We start from the raw sequence: 20,840 nt of genomic DNA on the forward strand, positions 1-20,840 counted from the left end.
GGGGGGTGGGGGGGCGGGGCTGGGCCGGTGGGGGGGGGTGGGGGGTGGTCGGGGCGTGTGGCTGCTTCGCCTCGCGGCGCCCGCCCTGGCGCCCCCCCCCCCCCCCCCCGGCCGCCGGTGTCCGGCGGGAGGTGCCGGGGCGGGGCAGGTGCAGGCGTGCCGGGCGGCAGGTGCAGGCGTGCCGGCGGACGGTGCCGGCCCTGAGGACAGTGCCGACCCTGAGGACGGTGCCGGCCCTGAGGACGGTGCCGGCCCAGCGGCGGGCGCACGAGCGGCCGGCAGGCCGCTGGTGCCGCCTACCTGCCCATCGTCAGGCCGCTCTTGGCGGCGCCGCGGGAGAGGACGGCTTCGCCGATGGCGTCCTGAGCGGTCTGGTACCGGTCCTGGTCGGGGTCCTCGGCGAGCGCGGCGGGCAGGTTCACGACCTTGCCCGAGGGGAGGTCCATCATCTGCGGGATGAACTCGGCCTTGGTGACGTGCCAGCGCTCCCCCGCCGCGGCCGGCGGTGCGAAGGTGAAGCGGCCGATCGAACCGTAGTTGCCGCGCAGGTCCCGTTCGCCGGAGTGGTTGTACATCTCGCCGGCGATCTGGTCGCCCATGCCGTAGACGATCCAGGTCCCGCTGACCTGCTCGTAGGCCTGCGGGACGTGCGCGTGGGTGCCGAGGATCAGGTCGATGTCGGGTCGGCTGCCGGTCTGGGAGGCGGTCAGCGCCCGGCCGAGCGTGAGCTGCCGCTCGTCGGGCTCGGTCTGCCATTCGGTGCCCCAGTGCAGGCTGACGAGGACCACGTCCGCGCCGGCCTTCCGGGCGGCCCGCGCATCCGCGATGATCTTGTCCTTCTCCATGAGGTTGACGGCCCAGGGCTGGCCCTCGGGCATGGGGTAGCCGTTGGTGTCGTACGTGTACGCGAGGTGGGCGACCTTCGCGGACCCGGCCCGGTACATCGTGGGCGTGGCCGCCTCGGCGGCGGTGCGGGCGGAGCCGGCGTGCCCCAGCCCGACCCGGTCGAAGGCGTCGAGGGTGCGCTTGAGGCCCTCTGGCCCGGCGTCCAGGGTGTGGTTCGAGGCCGTGGAGCAGCCGTCGTACCCGGCGTCGCGCAGCCCGTCGGCGATCTGGGGCGGGGACGTGAAGGCCGGGTAGCCGGTGAAGGGCCCGCCGTCCGGTCCGTAGACGGTCTCCATGTGGCACAGGGCCAGGTCGGCGGCCGAGACCAGCGGTTTGATCCGGGAGAACATCGGCCGGAAGTCGTGGCCGTCGCCGTTCGCGTCGGCCGCGGCCCGCTTGATGATCGAGTCGTGCGGCAGCACGTCGCCGCTCGCGACGAGGGTGAAGCCGCGCGCGGTGCCGGCGCCGCCGGACGGCGGCGGGTCGTGGGGTTTGCCGAGGCGGGCGGGCGGGGGCTCCCCGCCGGCCGAGCAGCCGGTGGCGGCCGCTGCGATCAGGGCCGCCGACAGGAAGGCCAGGGCCCGCCGGGTGTGTGTGGTCATCTGGACCGTCTCCCATTAGTACGACTATCTGATCACCTTCGTAATCCATGGAGGGAGATGCTGCGCGCCCAAGAACGGCTCCGTCCGCTTCCGCCCAGCAGGGGGTCCGCCCGTCCGCCGTTCGCCGCGCCGTTCGACCGTTCGTCGCCGGGCGCGCCCGCTGACCGGTCGACCGGGACGCTTGGGCGCAACGCCCCGGCGTGACGGTTCCCGAGGCGCTCGCCGCAGGTGAGGGTGGGTGCATCAGGACCCGACGGACCCAGGAAGGAGCCACCCGTGCCCCTCTCCCCCACCCTCGCGCGCACCGACCCCGAGGCGCTGGCCGAACTCCAGCGCGACCACGGGCGGGCCCTGTTCGGATTCCTGCTCGGCCTCACCGGCGGAGACCCCCAGCGCGCCGAGGACCTCGTCCAGGAGACCCTCGTACGGGCCTGGCAACACCCCGAGGTGCTGGCGAGCGGCCACGACTCCATGCGGCCCTGGCTGTTCACGGTGGCGCGACGGCTCGCGATCGACGCCCGGCGGGCGCGGCTGTCCCGGCCGCAGGAGGTGGACGCGGAGTCACTGGAGCAGGCGCCGGCGGCCGAGGACGCGGTGGCCGGCTCGGTCATCGCCATCGACGTCCGGCGGGCGGTGGGTTCCCTCGGGCCCGAGCACCGCGCCGTGCTGATGCAGGTCTACTTCCACGACCGCTCGGTGGCGGAGGCGGCCGCGGAGCTCGGCATCCCGGCCGGCACCGTCAAGTCCCGCACCCACTACGCCCTGCGCGCCCTGCGCAAGGGCCTCCAGGGGTACGGGTACGGCCTCGGCGCCTGAGCGCGACGCCACCCCGAAGGAGCCCTGCGGAACTCCGTGGAATCCCGTGGAATCCCGGAGGAATCACGCGCGGAACGATCCCGATGTGCACGGATCGGACAGAAAGCGCATGGAAATCGGCCGCAGACCGTTCAAGTTGAGTAAACACGCCCCGTCGCGCGAGCCGGTCGGGGAAGGCTCGACGCTGACGGAGGCAAGCTCGACACGCGGGAGAAGGTGGAACGGTGCAGCCCGAGGGTACGAACGGCACCAGTGACGGCGGGCTCGCGGTGCCCATGGCATGGCTCTACGCCGAGTACATCGCCGACGAACTGCTGCGCACGGGACGGCTGATCCCGGTCAGTACCCTGGAGTTCCGCGCCGGGCGCGACACGCTCGCCCTGACCATCTACCTCTCCGACGCGGCCGGCGAGCTCTCCGGGATCCGGGTCGTCTCGCAGCTCGACGAATGGCTCTCGCTGACGGCCTACGGGCACCCCTGGCGGGACTGGGTGCACACCCGGTTCCTCGCCCTGGGCGAGGAGGCCCGTGACAGCGGCCGCGGCGAGGACCCGGACCTGGAACTGGCCCGGGCGGCCTGGCGCTGGCTCGACAGCACGGAACTGTTCGCCACCAACCTCGACCCCGGCCGGACGGGCCACACCGACGGCCCGCAGGCCCTGGACGAGAACGCCCGGGTCTGGACCCCGGCCTGGCAACTCGGCCTCCCCCTCGGCCACTTGGCGATGCACCTGTTCTGAGCCGTGCCGCCGGGGCCGGCCCGGCGGCACATCGGCCCCCACCAGTCCCCCGGGGAGGCCGCTCAGCGCTGCCGCGGCGGGGCCGGGGCCTCGGCCGGATCGGTCACCAGGCCGGTGAAATCGGCCTCGTTGCGCTCGGCCCGGGCGACGTACCAGCGGGCGATCAGCCACAGCACCGGGTAGACGGCCAGACCCAGCACGGCCCACACCAACGGCCCCGGAGCCGGGCGCGCCAGGGCGAACAGCACGGGCAGCGTCCCGACCAGGAGGGCGAGGGCGGCCAGCACGCACAGACCGGCCCGCAGCTGACTGCGCATCAGGGCCCGTACGTAGGTGGCGCCCAGGGTGGTCTGCTCGGAGATCTCCGAGCGGGCCGGGGTGTGCGCGGGCGGCCGGCGGCGGGCGCCGCGCGGTACGCCCGTGACGGTCTCCCGCCGGGGCGGCGGCAGCGGCTGCCCCGGCTGCCCCGGCGAAGGCGGCTGCTCCTGCGACATGCTGCGGGAGTCTACGCAGCCCGCGGCCACCGGGCAGGTCATTTGAGCAGACGCGACAGCCTGCGGTCGGCGAGCGGCTTGCCGCCGGTCTGGCAGGTGGGACAGTACTGGAGCGAGGAGTCGGCGAAGGACACCGAGCGGATGGTGTCCCCGCACACCGGGCACGGCTCCCCGTCCCGGCCGTGCACCCGCAGCCCGCTCTTCTTCTCCGCCTTCAGGCCTCCGGCAGCCACGCCCCGGGCGCGTTCCACCGCCTCGCGCAGGGTGCCCCGGACGGCCTCGTACAGCCGGGTGACCTGCTCCTCGTCGAAGGCGGAGGCCAGCTTGAACGGCGAGACCCTCGCCGTGTGCAGGATCTCGTCGCTGTACGCGTTGCCGATGCCCGCGAGCACGCTCTGGTCGCGCAGGACGCCCTTGATCTGCCGCCGCTCCCCCGCCAGCAGCGCGGCGAACGCGTCCCGGTCGAAGCCCTCGGCCAGCGGGTCCGGGCCCAGTCGGGCGATCCCGGGCACCTCCTGCGGGTCGCGGACGACGTGCACGGCGAGGCGTTTTTGGGTGCCGGCCTCGGTGAGGTCGAAGCCTGCGCCGCCCTCCAGGGCCACGCGCAGCGCGAGGGGCCCCTTGCCGGGGCGCGGCGGGCGTTCGGGCAGGGCGTCGTACCAGCGCAGCCAGCCGGCCCGGGCCAGGTGGGTGACCAGGTGGAGCTCGCCGATCCGCAGCGCGAGGAACTTGCCGTACCGGGCGGTGGGTCCGGCCGTCCGCCCTTCGAGGGCGGCGAGCGGGGGGTCGTACGTCTTGAGCACGCTGATGGCGAGCGGGAGGACGCGGGCGACCACCTGCCCGGTGAGGTGCTCGTCGAGGAACTCCCTGAGGGCCTCGACCTCCGGCAGCTCGGGCATGCCCCCAGCCTGACCGGGCCGGCGGCGTTCCGCGAGCGGAACCGGGTCAGTCCATCAGGAACTCGCACCACACGCACTTGCCGCTGCCCCGCGATTCCACGCCCCAGGCGTCGGCCAGGCGGTCCACCAGCATCAGTCCGCGGCCCGAGACCCCCGAGTCGCCGGCCTCCCGGCGGCGCGGCAGCGCGCTGGAGCGGTCCTCCACCTCCACCCGGAGCCTGCGTTCCGGGGCGGTGAGGACACGCAGGGTCACGATGGCCGGGCCGTCGGTGTGCATGAGGGCGTTCACGATCAACTCGTCCGCGATGAGCTCGATCTCGTCGGCGCGCTCCCCCGCGCCCCAGGCCCGGACCGCCGCCCCGATCATGTGGCGGGCGGCCACCAGGGCCTCGGGGTCCCCCGGGGCCACGTGCTGCTGGAGCCGGCCGCCGCCCCGGGCCGTGTCCTCCACCCGGCGGCGCAGCAGGAGCAGCGCCATGTCGTCGTCACCGCCGCGCTCGTCGATGGCCTCGCACAACCGGTCCGCGAGCTGCTGGAGGTCGGTGGGCCCGCTGCGGACCAGGTCGCCGAGCAGCCGCACGCCGTCGTCGAGGTCGGCTCCGGGGTGCTCGACCAGGCCGTCCGTGCACATCAGGAGCGTTTCCCCCGGGTCCAGCTCCACCGTGGTCACCGGATACTCCAGCCGGCCGAACTCCGCGGAGAGGCCCAGCGGCATCCCGCCCTCGGCCGACAGCCGCCGGCAGTCCCCGTCCCGGCTGCGCAGCAGCGGGTCGATGTGCCCGGCCCGTACCACCTGCAGGACGCCGGTCGCGAGGTCGGCCTCGACGTAGGTGCAGGTCGCGAAGCGGTCGGTGTCCAGCTCGTGCAGGAACACCGAGGCGCGGGCCATGACCGTGCCCGGCGAGTGCCCTTCGGCGGCGTAGGCGCGCAGCACGATCCGCAACTGGCCCATGACGGCGGCGGCGTGGGTGTCGTGGCCCTGGACGTCGCCGATGACCGCGCCCACCCGGCCTCCGGGCAGCGGGATGACGTCGTACCAGTCGCCGCCGATGTCCTGGCCCATCCGGGCGGACCGGTAGCGGACCGCGATCTCCCCGCCGTCGACGGCGGGGATCCGGCGCGGCAGCATGGCCTGCTGGAGCCCCTCCGCGAGGTCGTGCTCCTGTTCGAGCAGCATGGCGCGCTGCAGGCTCTGCGCGATGCTGCTGCCCAGGGCGACGAGGAGGTTCCGCTCGTCCTGGGTGAAGCCGTCCTTGTCCTGGTAGAGCAGCCCGATCGCGCCGATCGGGCGGGCCTGGGCGATCAGCGGCAGGTAGGCGGCCGCCGAGATGTCCATGTACGAGATCTTCTGCCAGAGCCCCGGATAGTCCTCGGCGAACTCGTGCGCGGAGTCCAGGAAGCGCGGCTGGAGCGAGCGGACGACCTCGCTCATCGGGTAGTTCTCTTCGATGCGGGTGTAGCGGGTGCCGGGGACGAAGCTGCCCTCGGGGCCCTCGGCCACGAGGTGGATCCGCCCGGCCTCGACCAGGCCCATCACCATGCCCATCGAGCCGAGCCGCTCCAGTCCGTGCGCGTCGCCGATGACGTCGATGACGTCCCGCACGGTCCGGGCGTGGGCGAGGGCGGCGGTGGTGCTCTCGACGACGGAGGTCTGCCGGCGCCGCTCCTCGTCCAGGCCGAGGCGCTCCGCGGAGTGGGTGAGCTCCTCGGTGGCGTCCCGGACGATGCCGATGATCCGGTACGGCCGGCCGTCCCGGTCGCGCATGACGCGGCCCTGGGTGTGGGTCCAGCGCAGCCGCCCGTCCCGGCAGCGGATGCGGAAGTACGCGCCGTAGCTGTCGTCGCCGCCCTTGAGGGTGCTGGAGACGAGGGCGTCGAGCCGGGTGGACTCGGCGTGCGGAACCCGCGGGGCGAGCGATTCGGGCCGTCCGTCGTATTCCTCGGGCAGGGTGTCGAAGACGTCGAGGGCGGCCTCGTCCATGTGCATGAGGCCGGCGACGAGGTCCCAGTCGAAACTTCCCATGCGGTTGAGCGAGAGCGACCGGTCCGGGTGTGCGGGCCAGTCGTCCGGCAGCGATACGGTGGTCGGCACCGGTCCACCATGACACATGGGCGGTTCAGGCGCTCTCCAGATCCGGGGCGGTGGCCGGCGGGAGCGCTTGGTCCGGGACGGGGAACGGATCGCCCTCGTACGTGTTCCCCTGCGCGGCGTCCCCGTACACGTCGAACGGGTCGTACGGGGCCGATTGCCCGACGGGGTCGGCCGGCACGGCCGGGTCGGCCGGAACCGCTGGGTCGGCCGGAACCGCTGGGTCGGCCGGCACGGCCGGGTCGACCGGAACGGCGGGGTCGGCCGGCACCGCGGGGTCGACCGGTAGCGGCGGATCGGCCGGCACCGCGGGATCGACCGGAAGCGGCGGATCGGCCGGCACCGCGGGATCGACCGGCCACGGCAGCGAGAGGTCGGGATTCTGCGGCACCGCCGGGTCGGTCGGCACGGTGCCGGGGGGCAGCTCCGGCGGGGCCGCGGGGGCGTCGCCGGGCAGGCCCGGCTGCGCGTCCGGGCGCGGCGGGGCGGCGGGCGCGTTCGGCGCGTCGGGCCGCCCCGGCGTCGACGGCGTGCCCGGGGCGTCGGGTCGGGCGGCCGGTCCGGTCGGCTGGCCGGGGGCCGCCGGGGACGGGGAGTCGGCCGGAATGCCGTCCGCCGGGTCGTGGGCGGGCCGCACCGAGGGCGTGCGGTCCTGGGCGCCGTCGTCCCCGGTGCGGCGTTCGATCCAGGTGTTGTCGGCCGTATTGGCGATGACGAGGCTGCCGAGGAGGTTCGGTGCCGGCTCGATGACGATGACCTGGTTGGGCTGGTAGCCGTTCCACTGCTCGCCCTTCAGCACCGGGTTGCCCTTGGGGGCGCGCGGCGCGAGCAGCGGATTGCCGCAGGCGCAGCGGACCCGGGGCATGCCGTTGGAGTCGACGAGGACGGCGGTTCCCGCCTGGAGGACGGCCTGGAAGGCGTACGCGCCGGAGTCGCGGAAGCCGTGGTTGGTGACGCGGGTGTCGGCGCGGAGGACCACGGGGGTCAGGCCGCGCAGGAACTCGGGGAGCTTCGCCTCCTCGACGGCGGAGATGCTCGAGAAGGCGCGGACCTTGGCCTCGTCGGTGGTCAGGGCGCGCAGCTGCTGTTCGACGTCGCAGCTGCCGAGCCGGCGGGTGCCGCCGTACAGGCCGGGGGTGGCCGCGTTGACGGTGCGGACGCCGCGCCCGGTGGGGTTGGGCAGCGGGGGCTGGACGGGGGCGGACTCGCCGACCGCGCTGGTGGGGGTGAAGGGGTCGGGGCCCGCGTGGGCCACGGGTTGGAGGTGGAGGTTCTGGCTCTCGGGGCCTGGCGCGCTCGCGGGCTCCTCCTGCCCGCCGCAGGCCGCTGCGAGCAGGCTGAGGAGGGTGAAGAGGGCGGCGCGGGCCGGTGTGTGACGGCGCGGCGTCTGACGTGATGTCGGAACGTGCACGTGATTCTCCCTGTTCGCCCCGGTTGCTCCCTCCTGTCTGCCGCATCCGCGCAGGGCCCGCAACCGGAGCGTCCGGCCGCCACGGACCCAGATCTTGAACATGTTCAGGAAACCTCGTATGGTCACGACCGCGGATTGAACGCGTTCAAAGCGTTCGGCCGCGGTCGGAGGGGAGTCCGCCATGACGGTACTGGTGAACGTGATCGTCACCCTGGGCATGCTCGGCATCGTCCCTGCCGGCCTGCTGCTGATCGACCCGGCCGGGCTGCGCCGGACGGCCCGGATCTGGCCGTGCGCGGCCGCCCCCGGCGCCCTGTGCCTGTGGCTGCCGCGCGGCGCCCCCGCCGTGGCGCTCGCCGCCCTCTACGCCGTGGCCGCGCTGGCCCTCGCCGCCCGGGTGCCGGTGCGGCTGCTGCGGGCCCGGGCCCTCGCCCGCACCCGGCCCGGGGGATCCCCCCCGCGCGGCGGGGCGGCCGCCGAAGCCGCCGTGCTCACCGCGCTGGCCTCGCCCGCGGTCGCCGCGACGGCCCTGGTCGCCGAGCGCGCCGGGTACCGCCTGTTCGGCTTCGACCTGGACATCCTGGCCCTGACCGTGCCGCACTTCCACTACGCCGGGTTCACCGCCGCCCTGGTCGCCGGGCTGGTGTGCCGGGCCGCGGCGACCGGGCACGCCGGCCGGGAGAGCGTGTCGCGCCGGGCGCGCTGGGCGGCGTACAGCGTGCCCGGCGGGACCCTGCTGGTCCTCCTCGGCTACTTCGTGGACGACTGGGCGGAGCTGGCCGGCGCGGTGGTGCTGACCGCAGGGATGTGGCTGGTGGCCCTGGTGACCTGGCAGGAGATCCGGCCCGCCGCCCCCGACCCTCGCACCCGGGCGTTGCTGGCGGTCTCGGCAGCCGTCCTGGGGGCCACCATGGTGCTCGCGCTGTGGTGGGCGCTCGGCGAGGCCACCGGGATCCCGCACCCCACCCTGACCTGGATGGCCGCGACCCACGGCCTCGGCAACGCGCTGGGCTTCGCCCTGTGCTCGGTACTGGCCTGGCGCCGGCTCACCGCCGGCCCTCGACCGGAGGAGAACACCCCGTGACCCGGATCATCACCGCGGGCAGGCCCGCGCTCAGCTACCCCGAGCGCGGCGCGACGGCCGGCGGCCGGCCGCTGCCCGCCGGCTACCACCACCTGCACCACCGGACCCGGATCGGCCGCGGCCGGGCCGTCTTCGAGGCGGCCGGGACCGCCGTCACCACCTTCGGGGTCCACCGGGCCTCGGGCGTCCGGGTCAGCTGCGACGACGGAGCCGTCCGGCCCGGGAGCCGCGTGGACGTCGGACTCGGCTGGGGACCGCTGCGGATCGACGTCCCGTGCGAGGTGGTCTGGACGGCGTACGGGCCCGCGCGCACCGGGTTCGCGTACGGCACCCTGCCCGGTCACCCGGAGCGCGGCGAGGAGGCCTTCCTCGTGCTCCAGGACCCCGACGGCACGGTGTGGTTCGAGGTGACCGCCTTCAGCCGCCCCGCCCGCTGGTACACCCGCCTGGCGGGCCCGCTGGTCCCCTTCCTCCAGCGGTGCTACGCCCGCCGACTGGGCCGGATCCTGCGCGGGCTGGCCGCGGCGGCCTGATCCGCCCGATGGCCGGATACTGGAGTCGATGGACTGGTTCACGGCGCCCGGCTACTGGCTGGCCCGGCTGGTCTTCCAGCGGGCCCTGGCCGGCGTCTACCTCTTCGCCTTCCTCGGGGCCGCCCTGCAGTTCCGGGCCCTGATCGGGGCGCACGGCATGCTGCCCGTGCCGCGGTACGTGCGGTACGTGCCCTTCCGGCGCGCCCCGAGCCTGTTCCAAGTGCACTACTCCGACCGGTTCTTCGCCGGCTGCGCCTGGGCGGGGGCCGCGATCGCCGCTGCGCTGGCGGCGGGCGTCGGGGACATGGTGCCGCTGGGCGCGGCGATGGCGATGTGGGCCGTGCTGTGGCTGCTGTACCTGTCGATCGTGAACGTGGGGCAGACCTGGTACTCCTTCGGCTGGGAGTCACTGCTGCTGGAGGTGGGCTTCCTGGCGGTCTTCCTCGGCAACGCGCGGATCGGGCCGCCCGTGCTGGTGCTGTGGCTGCTGCGGTGGGTGGTGTTCCGGGTGGAGTTCGGCGCGGGGCTGATCAAGATGCGCGGGGACGCCTGCTGGCGCGAGCTCACCTGCCTGTACTACCACCACGAGACGCAGCCGATGCCCGGCCCGCTGAGCTGGTTCTTCCACCGTCTGCCGAGGCCGCTGCACCGGGTGGAGTGCGCCGCGAACCATGTGACGCAACTGTTCGTGCCCGTGCTGCTGTTCACTCCGCAACCGGTGGCCTCGTACGCGGCGGGGGCCGTCATCGCCACCCAGTTGTGGCTGGTGCTCTCGGGGAACTTCGCCTGGCTGAACTGGCTGACGATCACCCTGGCCGTGTCGGCGGTCGACTTCACGGGGCTCGTCGGGCCGCCGCCGGCCGCCGCCTCGGCCGGGGCCCCGCTGTGGTTCGTCGTGCCGGTCTGCGCCGTCACGGTGCTGGTGCTCTGGCTGAGCCGCCGTCCGGTGGCCAACATGATCTCGCGCCGCCAGGTGATGAACCGCTCGTTCGACTCCCTGCACCTGGTCAACACCTACGGGGCGTTCGGCTCGGTGGGCCGGATCCGCGACGAGGTCGTGATCGAGGGCACGACGGACCGGGTGCCGCGGGAGGACGGCGACTGGCGGGAGTACGAGTTCAAGGGCAAACCGGGCGGCCTGCGGCGGGTCCCGCGCCAGTTCGCCCCGTACCACCTGCGCCTGGACTGGCTGATGTGGTTCGCGGCGCTCTCCCCCGGCTACGCGCACCCCTGGTTCGGGGAGTTCGTCGAGCGGCTGCTGGCGGGCGACCGGGACACGCTGCGGCTGCTCCGCCGCAATCCGTTCCCGGACGCGCCGCCGCGCTACGTCCGCGCGCGGCTGTACCGCTACCGGTTCACCACCTGGCGGGAGCTGCGCGAGACGGGGGCGTGGTGGCACCGCCGGCCGGTACGGGAGTACCTGCCGCCGACCCGACTTGCGGTGGATCGCGGCTCCGGCGGTGCCGGGAGCGGGTCAGAGACCGAGTAGGGCGGCCTCCCGCTCGGGGTCGATGCCCTTGTCGGGGCGGTCCGGGCGGTGCGGGGGCGGCCCGTCGAGCGACTGCAGCCAGGCCCAGGTGTCGGCGACCGTCTCCTCGACCGGGCGGCACTTCAGGCCCGCCGCCAGCGCCTTGGAGATGTCGCCGCCGACCATGAAGTCGTACAGCTCGCCCGGCGGCAGCCAGACGGGCAGTTCGACCCAGGGTTCGACGCCCGCCTCCGTGATGACCTCCGGCTCCGTCCAGCGGAGCTCGGCGCGGCCGCCGGTGACGGCCGCGCAGGCCTCCAGGAGGCTGCCCATGGTCGCGTGCCCGAGCGGGGAGACCACGTTGTAGGGACCGCCGAGCCCGGCCTCGGCCGCGTCCAGGGTCCAGGTCGCGAGGTCGCGTACGTCGATGTACTGCAGCCCCTGGTCCCGCGGGCCGGGGGCGAGGGTGGGGCCACCGCGGGCGGTCCGGTTCAGCCACCACGGGAGCCGGCCGACGTTCTCGTAGGGGCCCAGGATCAGGCCGACGCGCACCAGGAGGGCGCGGTCGCCGAAGGCGGCCTCGGCGGCGAGCTCGCCGCCGCGCTTGTCCTCGGCGTAGGCGGTGGCGTCCGCGTCGGGCGAGCCCCCGACCAGGGGGCCGTCCTCCGCCAGGCCGATCGGGGCGGGGTAGGCGTACACGGAGCGGCTGGAGACGTACGTGTAGTGGCCTGCGCGACCGGCCAGGAGACGGGCGGTGTCGCGTACGGCGGTGGGGGCGCCGGACCAGGTGTCGACGACGAGGTCCCACTCCCCCGCCGCGAGGCCGTCCAGTCCGCCGGGCGCGGTGCGGTCGCCGTGCACGGCGCGGACCCCGGGCGGCGGCGCGTGGTGGCCCCGGTGGAAGACGGTGACGTCCCAGCCCCGCTCCAGGGCGTCGTCCGTCAGGGCGCGGCCGACGAACTCGGTACCGCCCAGCATCAGCAATTTCGTCATGCGCCACAGCGTGCCCCGGGGCGGTACGGCCGGGAAAGCGGTGATCGCTGTCAGCGATGACGCTCACGGCGTACGCGGAACGGGAACCGGCGGTGCGGGCGGGCGCGGGCTCGCGGGGCCCGGGCAGTGCCGCGCCCCCGCTGCCGGGCGGCGCGGGGGCGTGCGGGCGGGCCGGGGAAGCCCGGCCGGTCAGTCGATGCCGCGGAGGATGTGGGACTCCGCGAGGTCTTCCTCGTACCCGGCGAGCCGGATCGGGGCGGAACGCGCCCAGACCTCCAGGCTGCCGAGCTCGTCGGAGTGGGGACGGACGCGCCAGGCCGTGCGCTCCAGCAGGTCGTCGGACTTCGCCTTCGTGTCTGTCACCGCGCGCTCCTCGTGTCGCTCGAACCGGCGTCCGAAATGCGCCGGGACATAGGGGATGAAGGTTTTCCAGACGCGGTGGCGTCATGGTGGAGCACCAGCCCGGTGGGGCCGTTCTGCTGCCCATCAGATTACACATTTGAGCGCGAGTGCGCTCTATAGATTAGTCAAATCCACCCTGACGGCCCGAATTTCCGATGTGTTCAGGAGGTCGTTCCATGCCGTTCTCCGGAGGTATGCCACAAAAACGGACACGCTCCGGCCCCTCGGAAGAGGGACCGGAGCGTGTCCGGAACGGTGCGGGCGTGCGGGCGTGCGGGCGTGCGGGCGTGCGGGCGTGCGGGCGTGCGGGCGTGCGGTGCGGGCCTACCAGTTGGCCGGGGAGTAGTCCTTGAGGAAGACGCTGTGGAGGTCCTCGCCGGCCTCGCCGCGGACGATCGGGTCGTAGACCCGGGCCGCGCCGTCGACCAGGTCCAGGGGGGCGTGGAAGCCCTCCTCGGCCAGGCGCAGCTTGTCGAAGTGCGGGCGCTCGTCGGTGATCCAGCCGGTGTCGACCGAGGTCATGAGGATGCGGTCCGCTTCGAACATCTCCTGACCGCTGGTCCGCGTCACCATGTTCATCGCGGCCTTGGCGGCATTGGTGTTCGGGTGCCCCGCACCCTTGTAGCCGCGGCTGAACACGCCTTCCATCGCCGAGACGTTGACGACGTACGCGCGCCCGCTGGACGCCCGCCGGGCGGCCTCGGCCATCACCGGCCGGAGCTTGCTGATCAGGATGAACGGCGACGTGTAGTTGCACAGCTGGGTCTCGAGGAGCTCCACCGGGGAGATCTGGTCGATGGTCTGCACCCAGGTGTTGGTCTCGACGACGTCCGGGAGCAGGCCGCCCGCGTCGATGGCGGTGCCGTCGAGGTGCCGTTCGATGCTGGCGTTGCCCGCGACCAGGGCGAGGTCGGCGACCTTCTGCGCCTCGAGCCCGCTCACGCCGACCGGCAGCGCGGCCAGGCCGTCGACCGCACCGGAGTTGAAGGCTCCGATGACGTGGTGGGCGGGGAGCTCGCCGGCCGGCAGCGGGGCGCTCTCGCCGTCGACCAGCGCGGCGTACGCGGTGGGCAGGCGGCGCACGGTCTGCGTCGCGTTGTTGATGAGGATGTCCAGCGGACCGGCCTCGGCCACCTGGTCGGCGAGCGCCACGGCCTGGGCCGGGTCGCGCAGGTCGATGCCGACGACCTCCAGGCGGTGCATCCAGTCCGCCGAGTCCTCCATCGCCTTGAAGCGGCGGATGGCGTCCTTGGGGAAGCGGGTGGTGATCGTGGTGTGGGCGCCGTCGCGCAGCAGCCGCAGCGCGATGTACATGCCGATCTTGGCCCGGCCGCCGGTGAGCAGCGCGCGCTTGCCGGAGAGGTCGGCGCGGGCCTCGCGCCTGGTGCGGTTCTCCGCGGCGCACTCGGGACAGAGCTGGTGGTAGAAGTAGTCGACCTCGACGTACCGCGTCTTGCAGACGTAGCAGGAGCGCGGGCGCTGGAGTATCCCGGCGATCCGGCCGGCCTCCGTCACCGAGGAGGGCAGGATGCCCTCGGTCTCGTCGTCGATGCGCTGCGCGGAGCCGGTGGCGGTGGCCTCGGTGACGGCCTTGTCGTTGGCGGTCTTGGCGGCGCGGCGCTCCTGGCGGCGGCGCTGCTTGACCGTGCGGTAGACGCCCGCGGTGGCGCGGCGCACGGCGATGGCGTCGGGGTGGTCGATCTCGAGCCGGTCGAGCTCGTCCAGCACGCTGAGGCAGACGGCCATGCGCTCGGGGTCGATGCCCGGCCCGTATTCCTGGTTCTCTTCGGTCTCGGTCACCGTCATGGCCGCTGCCGTTCCTTGATCACTCGTCCGCGTCCGCCTGCTGCGGAAGTCCCCAAAGCGGCAACTGTACGGATCCGACGCGCCCGGAAACAAACCCGTCGGTGGGCTCTCACGCACCGCGAGCACGCCGTCACGGAGGGCGCGGCGCCGAAGGTGCCCCGCGGGGAGCGCGCGGATGGCTGCGTCCTCCTTTCGGAGTAACTCCGGGGTGGGATCGACGCCCCTCTGCAGAGGGAGGAAATGCCCGGTCGGGTGGGGCATCGTGGAATTCATGAGTGCCCTGCTGCTGTCGGTTCTGCTGTGCCTGGTGTCGGCCGTCGCGTACGCGGGCGGCGCGATCGTGCAGGAGCGGGTGGCGGAGAGCACCCCGGACCGGCCGTACGCCCCGCTGCGCCGGCCCGCGTGGTGGGCTGCGGTGGCACTGAACTGCCTCGGCGCCCTGCTGCACGTGGTGGCCCTCGCCTACGGGCCGCTCAGCCTGGTGCAGCCGCTCGGCGCGCTCACCATCGTCTTCGCACTGCCCATGGCCGCCTTCTTCGTGCACCGCCGGGCCGGCGCGGCCGCCTGGCGCGGCGCGGTCCTGGCGACGGTGGGCCTGGCCGGGCTGCTGGCCCTGACGGGCGGGGACGGGGGCCGGCTGCCGGCGGGCGGGGAGCGGAGCCTGCTGCTGGCGGCGACCGGGGCTGCGGCGGCCGTGCTGTTCCTGGCGGCGCACCGGATGCGGCGGGCGGTGCTGCGCAGCGTGCTGCTGGCCGCGGCGGCCGGTACGTCCTTCGGCATGGCCTCGGTGTTCACCAAGTCGGTGGCCGAGGGGGTCACCGCGGGGGCGGCGCTCCCGACGGAACTCGCGGCGCCGGTGTGGCCGGAGCTGGCGGCGATCGCGGTGCTCGCGTCCGGCGGGCTGCTGCTGTCCCAGGCGGCCTACCGGGGTGCGGGGCTGACCGCGCCGCTGGCCACGGTGACCGTGGTCAACCCGGTGGTCGCGGCGGCGGTCGGCATCACGCTCTTCGGCGAGGGGTTCCGCTACGGCACGGCGGGCGGGGCGGTGGCCCTGGCGAGTGCGGCGCTGGCGGCGGCCGGCCTGGTGGTGCTCACGGCCGTGCCGCCGCACGTGCGGGGGTCAGATGCCCGCTCCGTGGGAGCGGAGGTACTTCAGCGGGTCGACGTCGGAGCCGTAGCCGGGTGCGGTGCGGATCTCGAAGTGCAGGTGCGGTCCGGAAGAGTTCCCCGTGGATCCGGAGCGGCCGATCCGCTGGCCGGCCGAGACCTGCTGCCCGTCCTTGACCCCGAGCGCCGACAGGTGGGCGTACTGGGAGTACCGGCCGTCGGCGTGCCGTATGACGATCTGGTAGCCGTACGCACCGGCCCAGCCGGCGGAGACGACCTGGCCTGCGCCGACCGCCTTGACGGTGGTGCCGGTGGCGACGGGGAAGTCGACGCCCGTGTGGTAGCCGCTGGACCACGCCGAGCCGGCCTTGCGGTAGGCGGTGCCGATGGCGGCGTCGACGGGGGCGACGAAGCCGCTCGCGGCCGGCTGCTGCTGCGGGGCTGAGGCGGGCTTCTCCGCGGGCTTGGCGGCCGGCTTGGTGGCCTGCCCGCCGGCGGGCTTCCGGTCCGCCTGCTCGGCCGGCTTCTCGGCGGGCTTCTCGGCGGGCTTCTCCGCCGGCTTTTCCACGGGCTTCTGCGCCGGCCGCTCCGCGGTCTTCTGCTCCGCCGGCTCCGCGGGCGGGACCGGCTCGGCGGTGCGCGGCGGCTTCTCCGGGTTCTGGGCGGGCGGGGCGGTGGTGACCCGCAGGGTGAGCCGCTGCCCGGGGAAGATCAGGTTCGGGTTGCTGCCGACGGTGGCCCGGTTGGTCTCGTACAGCGCCTGCCAGCCGCCCTCGACGTGCCGGCGCGTGGCGATCGACGAGAGCGAGTCGCCGGGCGCGACGACGTACGGGTTCGGCAGCACCGAGGTGCCGGTCGGTCGGGGCTCTGTGGCCGGTCGGTCGCCCGCCGGGGCCTGCGGCGCCTGGACGGTGACGACCTGGCTCTGGGGCTTGAGGTCGGGTGCGGGGCCGCCGACGCCGAGGCCGGCCTGCTTGCCGCAGTTCGGCCAGGCCTGTGGGCCCTGGCCCTTCAGGACCTTCTCCGCGACCGCGATCTGCTGTTCCTTGGTGGCCTGGTCGGCACGGGGGGCGTACACCGTGCCGCCGAAGGCGCGCCAGGTGCTCTGGCTGAACTGGAGCCCGCCGTAATAGCCGTTGCCGGTGTTGATGTGCCAGTTGTTGGTGGACTCGCAGTCCGCGACCTTGTTCCAGGTGTCCACCGACGCAGCGTGCGCGGTTCCCGTGCCGGCTCCGACGAGAGGGAGCGCGATGCCGGCTCCGCCTGCGGTGACCGCGAGCGACGCGCGGTTGATACTGCTCGGCTGGTACCGGCGGTGCCGACCCCGTCCCCCCATGGAAGCCCCCCATCCAAGACATCAGGAATCACACAACTTAACGTCGCGCCCAAGCCCTGACAAGGGGCGCAACCCGGCGCACGGTCGAGCAAGTTGACATTGTTTTGTGAGGAGAAAGATCCGCGGGCCTCCGCGCCGGGGTAGCGTCGAGGGCCCCGCACGTCGAAGCACTCAGGAGCGCACGCATGAGCAGCACGGCCCAGATCGGTGTCACCGGGCTTGCGGTGATGGGCAGCAACCTCGCCAGGAACTTCGCCCGCAACGGGTTCACCGTCGCCGTCCACAACCGCACGTCCGCCAAGACCGAGGCGCTGGTCGAGGAGTTCGGGCACGAGGGGTCCTTCGTCGCCGCCGGATCCGCGAAGGAGTTCGTCGACGCGCTGGAGCGGCCGCGCCGCCTGATCATCATGGTGAAGGCCGGAGAGCCGACCGATGCCGTGATCCGCGAGTTCGCCCCGCTGCTCGAGCCGGGCGACGTCATCATCGACGGCGGCAACGCCCACTTCGAGGACACCCGCCGCCGCGAGCGCGAACTGCGGGAGCAGGGAATCCACTTCGTGGGAGTGGGCATCTCGGGCGGCGAGGAGGGCGCGCTGCTCGGGCCGAGCATCATGCCCGGCGGATCCGAGGAGTCGTACGCCTCCCTGGGCCCGCTGCTGGAGAAGATCGCCGCGAAGGCCGCCGACGGCACGCCGTGCACCTCGCACGTGGGCCCCGACGGTGCCGGACACTTCGTCAAGATGGTGCACAACGGCATCGAGTACGCCGACATGCAGCTCATCGCCGAGGCCTACCACCTGCTGCGCGAGGTCGCCGGCTACTCCCCCGCGCGGATCGCGGAGACCTTCCGGGCCTGGAACCGGGGCCGGCTCGACTCGTACCTGATCGAGATCACGGCGGAGGTGCTCGCGCACACGGACGCCGGGACCGGGCGTCCGTACGTGGACGTCGTGGCGGACGCGGCGGAGCAGAAGGGCACGGGCCGTTGGACCGTGCAGACCGCCCTGGACCTGGGGGTCCCGGTGTCGGGGATCGCCGAGGCGGTCTTCGCCCGCGCGGTCTCGGGCCACACGGAGCTGCGCACGGCCGCCCGGGGGCTCGCAGGCCCGTCGGCGGCGGCGCTGCCGGCCGCGGAGGCGGACGCGTTCGCCGCCCGGGTGGAGCAGGCCCTGTACGCCTCGAAGATCGTCTCCTACACGCAGGGCTTCCACCAGATCCAGGCGGGCAGCCAGGAGTACGGCTGGGAGATCGACCTCGGCGCGACGGCCGCGCTGTGGCGGGGCGGCTGCATCATCCGCGCCGCGTTCCTGGACCGCATCCGGGCGGCGTACGACGCGCAGCCCGGCCTGCCGAGCCTGCTGGCGGACGCGGGTTTCGCGGCGGAGATCGGCGCGGCCCAGGACGACTGGCGGGCCGTGGTGACGGCGGCGGTGGGCCACGGCATCCCGGTGCCGGCGTTCGCCGCCTCGCTGGCCTATTACGACGCGCTGCGCGCGGAGCGGCTCCCGGCGGCGCTCACCCAGGGGCAGCGGGACTTCTTCGGGGCGCACACGTACCGGCGCACGGACCGGGAGGGGTCGTTCCACACCCTCTGGAGCGGTGACCGCTCGGAGGTCAGCACGGCCTGACGCGGCCGCGGGGCCGAGCCGTCGCCGGCGGCCGGGAGGTCGTCGGCGGCGTCAGCTCAGCGGGCCGGGCTGCGGGACGGGCGCGGGCCCGGGCGGCGCGGGGACCGGATCCGGCTCGGGGAAGGGACCGGGCACGGGCGGCACCGGCCGCGGGATGGGCTCGGGGTCCGGGAAGGGGTTCGGGCCGGGGGTGGGCGGCGGCTCGGGCACGGGCGGCTGCGTGCCTTCGGCGCGGGCGCCGCGTACGCCGTGCCTGCCTTGTACGTCTTGCACCATACGCCCCACCTTCCCCGGATCCGGGTGGGTACGCCTCCCAGCCCGGACCGGGTCGAGGTCACCCCCGGCAGTCGGCGGCGCGGGCGGCGGCGAGCGCGGCAGCCAGTCCCGGGGCCGGGCTGGAGAGCACCGGCGCGGGCGTGGTGGCGAGGGCCGCGGCGCCCGCCATGGACGCCTGGGCCAGGACGATGACGTCCGCGTCCGCCACGGCGTCGACGGCCTCGGCGACGAGCGCCAGGTACCCGGCGGTGTCCCCCGCCTCGAAGCGGTCCCAGGCCCCGGCGACGACGCGGGACGTGACCACCGCCGACCGGCCCCCGGCTTCCTCGGCCAGTAGGGCTTCGGTCGGCCCGAGGGTCGACTCCAGGGCCGCGAGCACGGTGATCCGCGGGCCGGTGCGGACGGCTGCCGCGGCCATCGGCCGGTCGACCCGCAGCACCGGCACCCCCACCTCCCCGGTCAGGGACTCCGCGACCGCCCCGATCGTCGAGCAGGTCACGAGCACCGGACCGGCGGAGCCGGCCAGCAGCTCCCGCAGGTCCGCAACCACCGACTCCGCGCCCTGCGCGCGGGCCCGGTCCAGCAGCTCCGGAACCACGAGGTGGCGCAGTACGGCCCCCGGGTGCTCGCGGTCCCGCAGCGCGTCGAAGACGGGGACGTGGACGGGCGAGGTGTGCAGCAGCGTCAGGCCCGTCACCACAGGTCGGGGCTGGCGTCCAGCTGGGCCCGGGCCGCGGCGTCGAGCTCGGCCGGGGCTGCGGGCGCCTGGTCGGGGTGCCGGGCGGCCCAGCTCGCGGCGTAGGGGCAGAGCGGGACCACGGGGACCCCTTCGGCGGCGGCGATCCCGTAGAAGGCCCGGACGAGGTCCCCTGCGATCCCCCGCCCCTCGTGGCCGGGCTCGACGATGGTGTGCACGGCCACGAGCGCGCCGGGCTCCCCGTCGAGCACGAAGTACGCGACGAGGCCGACGGCCTCCCCGTTCTCGAGCGCGAGCAGCCTTCCGGCCTCCCGCTGGTCCTTGAACTCGATCGACCCGGCCTGCGTCATGGTCCCCGACTCCTCTCAGACGGCCACTGCGTGGGGGCTGCGCTCCTGGTCCGTGCCCGGCACCGGCGCGGACGGGTCCGCGCCCAGCTCCACGATGCGGTTCTGCGCGTCCACGTGCACGACGCGCGGCGTGAACTCCCTGGCCTCGGCGTCCTCGACCTGCGCGTAGCTGATGAGGATGACCAGGTCGCCCGGGTGCACGAGGTGCGCGGCGGCCCCGTTGATCCCGATGACCCCGGAGCCCCGCTCGCCCTCGATGACGTACGTCTCCAGCCTCGCCCCGTTGGTGATGTCGACGATGTGGACGAGCTCCCCGGGCAGCAGATCGGCGGCGTCGAGCAGATCGGCATCGATGGTCACGGAACCGACGTAGTGCAGATCGGCCTGGGTGACGGTAGCCCGGTGGATCTTGGACTTGAACATTGTACGTATCATCGAGGTACTCCTGGACATAGGCTCCCTGCCTGCGTTTTTGCAGGTCAAGGGCTGTTTCCACACCCTACAACGAGTCGCAAGTTCAGGCAGCTGTCCCCAGGTTTTTCAGGACTCATGCTGACCACTTGCTGACTTTCCTGACGTATCGTCAGGCGCTGCTCAGGAGCTTCGCCTACTCTCCCTGCCCCACCGCGACGACCCCACAAGCCTACGCAGCACGCACTCAAGAGCCCTCGTGATCACCGTCACTCTCACAGAGCGGCGACGCTCGATCCGCGCGTGCACGAGGACTCGCCACCGCAAGAATCCTCGAAAAAGCGGCGCGGGAAGCTACTGAACTTGATTGGGTGATGTCGGAGCCGTTTGGCTGCCGGCGGGAGGGCCGTTCCGGTAGCTCTGGACCGTGAGATACGCGCAGGGCGGCGGGTTGACCGACGCTGGGAGGGCCGCGCGGGAGCGAGTCCGGCTGCAGGCCGTGGAACGCTTCGAGAGCGGGCAGAAGAACGGGGAGATCGCTGCCGCGTTGCGGGTCAGCGAGCGGTCCGTGGAGCGGTGGCGGCGCCAGTGGCGCGAGCGCGGTGAGGCCGGGGTCCTGTCGAAGGGATCGCCTGGGCGGCCGAGGCTCAGTGAAGCGCAGATCGCCAGGCTGGCACGGGAGTTGGAGCGCGGACCGCTGGTCCACGGCTGGGCGGATCAACGGTGGACGCTGGCGCGGATCAAGACGTTGATCGGCCGGCTGTTCCACGTGAGCTACACGGTGGAGGGCACCTGGCAGCTGCTGAAGCGGCA

General features: G+C 73.8%; 20 protein-coding genes and 1 pseudogene. 8 read left to right on the top strand and 13 right to left on the bottom strand.

Going from position 1 to position 20,840, the window contains the following annotated elements; translation table 11 throughout:
* Positions 1-296: 296 nt before the first annotated feature.
* A complete protein-coding gene (locus tag ACFVGY_RS02260; RefSeq protein WP_385669586.1) occupies positions 297-1,487 on the bottom strand; it encodes a CapA family protein in 1,191 nt (396 codons plus the stop codon).
* 276 nt (positions 1,488-1,763) lie between these two features.
* Here ACFVGY_RS02260 and ACFVGY_RS02265 point away from each other — a divergent pair, with 276 nt between their 5' ends.
* Both ACFVGY_RS02265 and ACFVGY_RS02270 read left to right on the top strand, forming a co-directional pair.
* Positions 1,764-2,303, top strand: coding sequence for a sigma-70 family RNA polymerase sigma factor (locus tag ACFVGY_RS02265; protein WP_360637899.1), 540 nt, complete (start codon positions 1,764-1,766; stop codon positions 2,301-2,303).
* A 275-nt stretch (positions 2,304-2,578) separates the two neighbouring features.
* Positions 2,579-3,043: a hypothetical protein gene (locus ACFVGY_RS02270; RefSeq protein ID WP_385669854.1), complete on the top strand. Its 465-nt coding sequence runs from the start codon at positions 2,579-2,581 to the stop codon at positions 3,041-3,043.
* A gap of 62 nt (positions 3,044-3,105) precedes the next feature.
* On the opposite strand, the gene ACFVGY_RS02275 is transcribed toward ACFVGY_RS02270, so the two are convergent.
* From ACFVGY_RS02275 to ACFVGY_RS02290, 4 genes are read right to left on the bottom strand one after another with little or no spacing between them, the layout of a single operon-like run.
* Complete coding sequence (locus tag ACFVGY_RS02275; RefSeq protein WP_385669589.1) at positions 3,106-3,537, bottom strand: hypothetical protein; 432 nt, start codon at positions 3,535-3,537, stop codon at positions 3,106-3,108.
* Between the two features lie 38 nt (positions 3,538-3,575).
* Positions 3,576-4,436: an Fpg/Nei family DNA glycosylase gene (locus ACFVGY_RS02280; protein ID WP_385669592.1), complete on the bottom strand. Its 861-nt coding sequence runs from the start codon at positions 4,434-4,436 to the stop codon at positions 3,576-3,578.
* Between the two features lie 46 nt (positions 4,437-4,482).
* Complete coding sequence (locus tag ACFVGY_RS02285; RefSeq protein WP_385669594.1) at positions 4,483-6,546, bottom strand: SpoIIE family protein phosphatase; 2,064 nt, start codon at positions 6,544-6,546, stop codon at positions 4,483-4,485.
* A 7-nt stretch (positions 6,547-6,553) separates the two neighbouring features.
* Positions 6,554-7,936, bottom strand: coding sequence for a DUF6777 domain-containing protein (locus ACFVGY_RS02290; RefSeq protein ID WP_385669597.1), 1,383 nt, complete (start codon positions 7,934-7,936; stop codon positions 6,554-6,556).
* 181 nt (positions 7,937-8,117) lie between these two features.
* Here ACFVGY_RS02290 and ACFVGY_RS02295 point away from each other — a divergent pair, with 181 nt between their 5' ends.
* Genes ACFVGY_RS02295 through ACFVGY_RS02305 form a run of 3 tightly spaced genes read left to right on the top strand, consistent with a single transcriptional unit; the run spans position 8,118 to position 11,042 of the window.
* The gene (locus ACFVGY_RS02295; protein WP_385669600.1) at positions 8,118-9,020 is read left to right on the top strand and encodes a YndJ family protein; all 903 of its coding nucleotides are present in this window, start codon (positions 8,118-8,120) and stop codon (positions 9,018-9,020) included.
* The gene (locus tag ACFVGY_RS02300) at positions 9,017-9,553 is read left to right on the top strand and encodes a DUF1990 family protein (protein ID WP_385669603.1); all 537 of its coding nucleotides are present in this window, start codon (positions 9,017-9,019) and stop codon (positions 9,551-9,553) included. Before ACFVGY_RS02295 ends, ACFVGY_RS02300 begins: the two co-directional genes overlap by 4 nt.
* A gap of 28 nt (positions 9,554-9,581) precedes the next feature.
* Positions 9,582-11,042, top strand: coding sequence for a lipase maturation factor family protein (locus tag ACFVGY_RS02305; RefSeq protein WP_385669606.1), 1,461 nt, complete (start codon positions 9,582-9,584; stop codon positions 11,040-11,042).
* On the opposite strand, the gene ACFVGY_RS02310 is transcribed toward ACFVGY_RS02305, so the two are convergent.
* The 3 genes from ACFVGY_RS02310 to ACFVGY_RS02320 form a co-directional block, all read right to left on the bottom strand.
* On the bottom strand, positions 11,028-12,014 hold the full coding sequence (locus tag ACFVGY_RS02310; RefSeq protein WP_385669609.1) for an NAD-dependent epimerase/dehydratase family protein: 987 nt from the start codon (positions 12,012-12,014) through the stop codon (positions 11,028-11,030). The two genes, ACFVGY_RS02305 and ACFVGY_RS02310, sit on opposite strands and share 15 nt — an antisense overlap.
* Positions 12,015-12,203: 189 nt before the next feature.
* On the bottom strand, positions 12,204-12,377 hold the full coding sequence (locus ACFVGY_RS02315) for a hypothetical protein (protein ID WP_385669612.1): 174 nt from the start codon (positions 12,375-12,377) through the stop codon (positions 12,204-12,206).
* A 363-nt stretch (positions 12,378-12,740) separates the two neighbouring features.
* The gene (locus tag ACFVGY_RS02320) at positions 12,741-14,222 is read right to left on the bottom strand and encodes an SDR family NAD(P)-dependent oxidoreductase (RefSeq protein ID WP_385669615.1); all 1,482 of its coding nucleotides are present in this window, start codon (positions 14,220-14,222) and stop codon (positions 12,741-12,743) included.
* 271 nt (positions 14,223-14,493) lie between these two features.
* On the opposite strand from ACFVGY_RS02320, the pseudogene ACFVGY_RS02325 reads away from it, so the two are divergent.
* Positions 14,494-15,240, top strand: a pseudogene (locus ACFVGY_RS02325) (DMT family transporter); the annotation flags it as partial.
* Between the two features lie 102 nt (positions 15,241-15,342).
* Here the strand turns inward: ACFVGY_RS02325 and ACFVGY_RS02330 are convergent.
* Positions 15,343-16,665, bottom strand: coding sequence for a transglycosylase family protein (locus ACFVGY_RS02330; RefSeq protein ID WP_385669618.1), 1,323 nt, complete (start codon positions 16,663-16,665; stop codon positions 15,343-15,345).
* A 185-nt stretch (positions 16,666-16,850) separates the two neighbouring features.
* Here ACFVGY_RS02330 and gndA point away from each other — a divergent pair, with 185 nt between their 5' ends.
* Positions 16,851-18,293 carry an NADP-dependent phosphogluconate dehydrogenase gene (gene gndA / locus ACFVGY_RS02335; RefSeq protein WP_385669621.1) on the top strand — a complete coding sequence of 481 codons (1,443 nt, stop codon included), beginning with the start codon at positions 16,851-16,853 and terminating at the stop codon, positions 18,291-18,293.
* A gap of 51 nt (positions 18,294-18,344) precedes the next feature.
* Here the strand turns inward: gndA and ACFVGY_RS02340 are convergent, their stop codons facing one another.
* The 4 genes from ACFVGY_RS02340 to panD are packed head-to-tail and all read right to left on the bottom strand — an operon-like array spanning position 18,345 to position 20,051.
* Positions 18,345-18,569 carry a hypothetical protein gene (locus ACFVGY_RS02340; RefSeq protein WP_385669624.1) on the bottom strand — a complete coding sequence of 75 codons (225 nt, stop codon included), beginning with the start codon at positions 18,567-18,569 and terminating at the stop codon, positions 18,345-18,347.
* 58 nt (positions 18,570-18,627) lie between these two features.
* On the bottom strand, positions 18,628-19,269 hold the full coding sequence (locus ACFVGY_RS02345) for an aspartate/glutamate racemase family protein (RefSeq protein WP_385669627.1): 642 nt from the start codon (positions 19,267-19,269) through the stop codon (positions 18,628-18,630).
* Positions 19,263-19,616 carry a GNAT family N-acetyltransferase gene (locus ACFVGY_RS02350; RefSeq protein ID WP_385669630.1) on the bottom strand — a complete coding sequence of 118 codons (354 nt, stop codon included), beginning with the start codon at positions 19,614-19,616 and terminating at the stop codon, positions 19,263-19,265. Before ACFVGY_RS02350 ends, ACFVGY_RS02345 begins: the two co-directional genes overlap by 7 nt.
* Positions 19,617-19,631: 15 nt before the next feature.
* Positions 19,632-20,051, bottom strand: coding sequence for an aspartate 1-decarboxylase (panD, locus tag ACFVGY_RS02355; RefSeq protein WP_385669633.1), 420 nt, complete (start codon positions 20,049-20,051; stop codon positions 19,632-19,634).
* 475 nt (positions 20,052-20,526) lie between these two features.
* Between panD and ACFVGY_RS02360 the strand changes: the two genes are divergently transcribed.
* Positions 20,527-20,840, top strand: a 314-nt coding sequence (locus tag ACFVGY_RS02360; protein ID WP_385669636.1) for a helix-turn-helix domain-containing protein, incomplete at its 3' end; no start/stop codon positions are given.

Source organism: Streptomyces sp. NPDC127106, assembly GCF_042677605.1.
Classification (GTDB): Bacteria; Actinomycetota; Actinomycetes; order Streptomycetales; family Streptomycetaceae; genus Streptomyces.

Coding starts and splice junctions, on each gene's coding strand:
- ACFVGY_RS02330 (WP_385669618.1), bottom strand. CDS start 16,665: ATGGGGGGACGGGGTCGGCACCGCCGGTACCAGCCGAGCAGTATCAAC.
- ACFVGY_RS02340 (WP_385669624.1), bottom strand. CDS start 18,569: ATGGTGCAAGACGTACAAGGCAGGCACGGCGTACGCGGCGCCCGCGCC.
- ACFVGY_RS02310 (WP_385669609.1), bottom strand. CDS start 12,014: ATGACGAAATTGCTGATGCTGGGCGGTACCGAGTTCGTCGGCCGCGCC.
- gndA (WP_385669621.1), top strand. CDS start 16,851: ATGAGCAGCACGGCCCAGATCGGTGTCACCGGGCTTGCGGTGATGGGC.
- ACFVGY_RS02320 (WP_385669615.1), bottom strand. CDS start 14,222: ATGACGGTGACCGAGACCGAAGAGAACCAGGAATACGGGCCGGGCATC.
- ACFVGY_RS02295 (WP_385669600.1), top strand. CDS start 8,118: ATGACGGTACTGGTGAACGTGATCGTCACCCTGGGCATGCTCGGCATC.
- panD (WP_385669633.1), bottom strand. CDS start 20,051: ATGATACGTACAATGTTCAAGTCCAAGATCCACCGGGCTACCGTCACC.
- ACFVGY_RS02270 (WP_385669854.1), top strand. CDS start 2,579: ATGGCATGGCTCTACGCCGAGTACATCGCCGACGAACTGCTGCGCACG.
- ACFVGY_RS02350 (WP_385669630.1), bottom strand. CDS start 19,616: ATGACGCAGGCCGGGTCGATCGAGTTCAAGGACCAGCGGGAGGCCGGA.
- ACFVGY_RS02305 (WP_385669606.1), top strand. CDS start 9,582: ATGGACTGGTTCACGGCGCCCGGCTACTGGCTGGCCCGGCTGGTCTTC.
- ACFVGY_RS02275 (WP_385669589.1), bottom strand. CDS start 3,537: ATGTCGCAGGAGCAGCCGCCTTCGCCGGGGCAGCCGGGGCAGCCGCTG.
- ACFVGY_RS02260 (WP_385669586.1), bottom strand. CDS start 1,487: ATGACCACACACACCCGGCGGGCCCTGGCCTTCCTGTCGGCGGCCCTG.
- ACFVGY_RS02285 (WP_385669594.1), bottom strand. CDS start 6,546: ATGTGTCATGGTGGACCGGTGCCGACCACCGTATCGCTGCCGGACGAC.
- ACFVGY_RS02280 (WP_385669592.1), bottom strand. CDS start 4,436: ATGCCCGAGCTGCCGGAGGTCGAGGCCCTCAGGGAGTTCCTCGACGAG.